This is a genomic window from Candidatus Desulfatibia sp., assembly GCF_036446775.1.
Classification (GTDB): domain Bacteria; phylum Desulfobacterota; class Desulfobacteria; order Desulfobacterales; family UBA11574; genus Desulfatibia_A.
In genome coordinates this window covers 1-3,179 of record NZ_JAZFTO010000328.1, presented here as the reverse complement: position 1 = coordinate 3,179, position 3,179 = coordinate 1, and the positions used below count along the sequence as shown (strand labels likewise).

The window sequence follows — 3,179 nt, the reverse complement described above, 5'->3', positions numbered from 1 at the left end:
ACCCTTTTTGCAGGTAATAACCCCTATGGTGGGTGGTTCAACTCGGCCCCCCGCTACCAATAATTTCAATATGTTATTAAGGTCACTTTGTGACCTTTTTTCTTTGTGTAAAAATCTGAGTGAATTTGAAGCAAAGTTTTTCAAATTATCCTTAATTTTAAACCTAGTCATTGATTCAGTATTGCAAAGGGAGGAAAAAGCGTTTATAATTGTCTTACTTTAGTCTTACCAACAATTAGGGGGGCATATGGAAAAGACACGACTCTCAAACAAAGGCCAGGTTGTAATCCCAAAGGCACTTCGTGTGCTCCATGGGTGGAAGGCGGGGCTCGAATTCGTTATTGAGGATGTTGATGACGGCATCAAGCTCAAGCCGATTAAACCTTATAAAGAGACAAAAATTGATGAAGTGATAGGTTGTGTTGGTTATGAAGGCCCTAAGAAATCTTTAAAGGATATGGAGGCTGCCATAGTAAAAGGAGCGAAAGAGAATATATGATTGCCGCTGATACAAACCTCCTGGTCAGATTACTGACAAAAGATGATCCTAGTCAGGCAAAACGTGCGGCGAAAGTAATAGAGAGTGATAATATCTTTATTCCCAAAACCGTCATGTTGGAAACGGAATGGGTATTACGGCATGCTTATGGAATTGGCAAGAAGTCTATTATGAGCGGTTTTCAGAAAATGATGGGGCTTCCGAATGTAAATGTCGAAGATCAGCAAACTGTATTTCAGGCCATCTCATGGTATGAATCAGGCCTTGATTTTGCAGATGCACTCCATCTCGCCTCCAGCATGAAAGCTGATAAATTCGTAACTTTTGACAATGCATTTATTAAAAAAGCTCGAAAATTAATTTCAATTGACATCACTCTACCTTAGCTTGAGGGAACAAAGAAAGTAGGGGGCATAAGATTATTACTTTCTTATGAAAAGCGTGTCAATCGGCATCCAAAACTGACCCACTATCGGCGTCCAAAATTGACCCACCTCAGTGCATAAAAATTTAACAATGAATAGAAAAATGCGAAACAAAGAAGACTTGTTGGACCGGGCTGCGGACCATATATTCTCCACCGGCCTGCGCGATGGGGGAACCTAGCTTTGCCGGGCCAATATGAAATACGGGTTGGCCAAAATTCACTGGATTCAAGAACAATTTGGGCTAAAGCCGGATGCCACGTTTATTTCCACTCCGGATATGACCATTACTCGGAATGTCGCCCGGTGGCAGAGCGGGTTTGGGTACGGGGGTAAAATCGGGGGGACGGGGACAACGAGTTGGTCATCCTTAACGTAAAACCCAATACCTGCGGAATGCTGGTAGGGGGACTCGACCGTTTACCCGAAATTTCAGAGTTGGTTCACAAAATCGAAGAAATAAAGGATCGCAAGGATCAGATCGACGGAATTGATATCCAATGGGATTTCCACATTTCCAACCACTTCATCGACCTTTTTTGGGTAAAGCCTTTGGGTGAGGTCCAATTATCCGAGTACGTTTTTATAATCCATTCTTCGGCCCGTGAGCTGGCAGGGGATAACCGCACGGGGTTCGGGCTTTATTACGACCGCAGCCAGCGACTGGCGGACATGGCGGAAATGCTCGATACCCCCTTCGGTCCTCTATATATTTTAACCGGCTCCCGTGCCAGGGAATATTATGAATTTAACTGCTATGCTGAAGAATTTTCCAAACAAAAAAGGATCTTGGCGGCTGAAGCGCTATTTGGAGAGTTCCAGTATATATCCAATGAGGTTCACCAGAGACTGGTGAACATGAACGAGATTCTTCTGGGCTGTCACCTGTTGCCTGAAAAAGACCCGGAAGTCATCTTACCTTTGGTATTGCGTGCGGATCGTAGTCCGGCATTCGGAGACTTCCATGAGTACGCGATGGAAAGAAATCAGCAAATTGGATCTGCCAGTATAAATTATTTCCGATTGACAATAAAAAATTCAGCCAAAATCAATTTGAATTTTCGCGTTGTCCCAACCTTAGATAGCTGCAACCAAGTATCAACTCACTGAATTTATGCGATATTCGAAATATATCAAGATGGAAAGCCAGCCGGGATATATTGATTTAAGGCATTCAATTTGAATGGGGGGGCTAATTGGGGCTGGTGATACGATTTGCATATCTTATAAAATTCAGCAGGTTATGATAGTTGTTTTGATTGCAAGTTGGGGAGGCTCAGCGAACTCACCTAAAAGGCTCGCTCGCCTCCCCAACATCTACCTCTCAGAAAGGTACCAGCAATCATCACTCTGAGGTCGGGATTGACCGGAATAAAATCATATAATATATAGTGAGGGGAAATAATCCTGGCTTTGCAATGATCCTTAATCTAAGCTGTCGATATGTAATGCGTATCTCATCCTATTGAAAACAAATGATATTTACAGCTTTAGGATAGTTATTCAGTAGATGCTCGGACACTTATGTTCATGTTACGTCGGCTTTTCCGTTGGCGCACCATTACCGGGCGGTGCTCAACTGGCGACACTGAGAGGGCAAGCACTGAGGGAATGGTTTGCAAAATTTTGAGAGGAGAGGTATTGTCAAAAAACAGTTTGAAAAGGTATGCGAGGAACAAAAAGTTACCTGACCACCCAGGTGGGCAGGCGTATACACCCCTTAGATGGTGCTCAAAACGACGATTGACAGCGGGGGCATACCAAAATTAACCAATCCGGGAACCAAGTTTATCGCTTGGTTCCCGGAGCAAAACAGGGCGAACAGGATTGGCGATGAATATTACACAAAATGACATTCTGTCGACGTGGTCTGGCATGGAAGAACTTAATGATGCCTAAAAAAGTATTGTATTCAACGAAAAATGTTTTCTCCGAATTTGATATTAAGGAAGGCATTTTTAATAAACATAGTATTGAAAGGTCTGAACTATTTGAGTGCGCTACTTTAATTTCAGGAGCAGTCTATAAGAGCGTCAAGCTGTATTTCTTAGATATGAGTAGTGGTTCAGCAACAGGCACATTTAAGGATTGGGTAGCTTGTGCGACAATAGCCTATTGCAAAAAAAATGAAATCCCTGAGTTTGTCACACAGTCTTCTGGTAACACCGCCAATGCAATAGCAAAATATTGCCAATCACATAAGATTAAAACAAACATTTTCTACTTGAAAGAGAATAAACATAAAATAAAACCAC

5 protein-coding genes are annotated in these 3,179 nt (G+C 42.5%); all 5 read left to right on the top strand.

Features of this window, described 5'->3' with window-relative positions; translation table 11 throughout:
- Positions 1–223: hypothetical protein (locus V3S16_RS15515; protein ID WP_413886557.1), on the top strand; the 223-nt coding region annotated here is incomplete at its 5' end.
- Positions 224–247: 24 nt separating this feature from the next.
- A complete protein-coding gene (locus V3S16_RS15510; protein WP_413886555.1) occupies positions 248–499 on the top strand; it encodes an AbrB/MazE/SpoVT family DNA-binding domain-containing protein in 252 nt (83 codons plus the stop codon).
- Positions 496–885 (top strand): type II toxin-antitoxin system VapC family toxin, encoded by a 390-nt coding sequence (locus tag V3S16_RS15505; RefSeq protein ID WP_413886553.1) that lies wholly within the window; start codon positions 496–498, stop codon positions 883–885. Before V3S16_RS15510 ends, V3S16_RS15505 begins: the two co-directional genes overlap by 4 nt.
- Before the next feature lie 399 nt (positions 886–1,284).
- On the top strand, positions 1,285–2,034 hold the full coding sequence (locus V3S16_RS15500; RefSeq protein ID WP_413886551.1) for a hypothetical protein: 750 nt from the start codon (positions 1,285–1,287) through the stop codon (positions 2,032–2,034).
- 778 nt (positions 2,035–2,812) lie between these two features.
- Positions 2,813–3,179 (top strand): hypothetical protein (locus V3S16_RS15495; protein ID WP_413886549.1); only part of this gene is annotated, 367 nt, incomplete at its 3' end.

Excerpts from the sequence above, each read along its gene's own strand:
- V3S16_RS15510 (WP_413886555.1), top strand. The coding sequence starts at position 248 with ATGGAAAAGACACGACTCTCAAACAAAGGCCAGGTTGTAATCCCAAAG.
- V3S16_RS15505 (WP_413886553.1), top strand. The coding sequence starts at position 496 with ATGATTGCCGCTGATACAAACCTCCTGGTCAGATTACTGACAAAAGAT.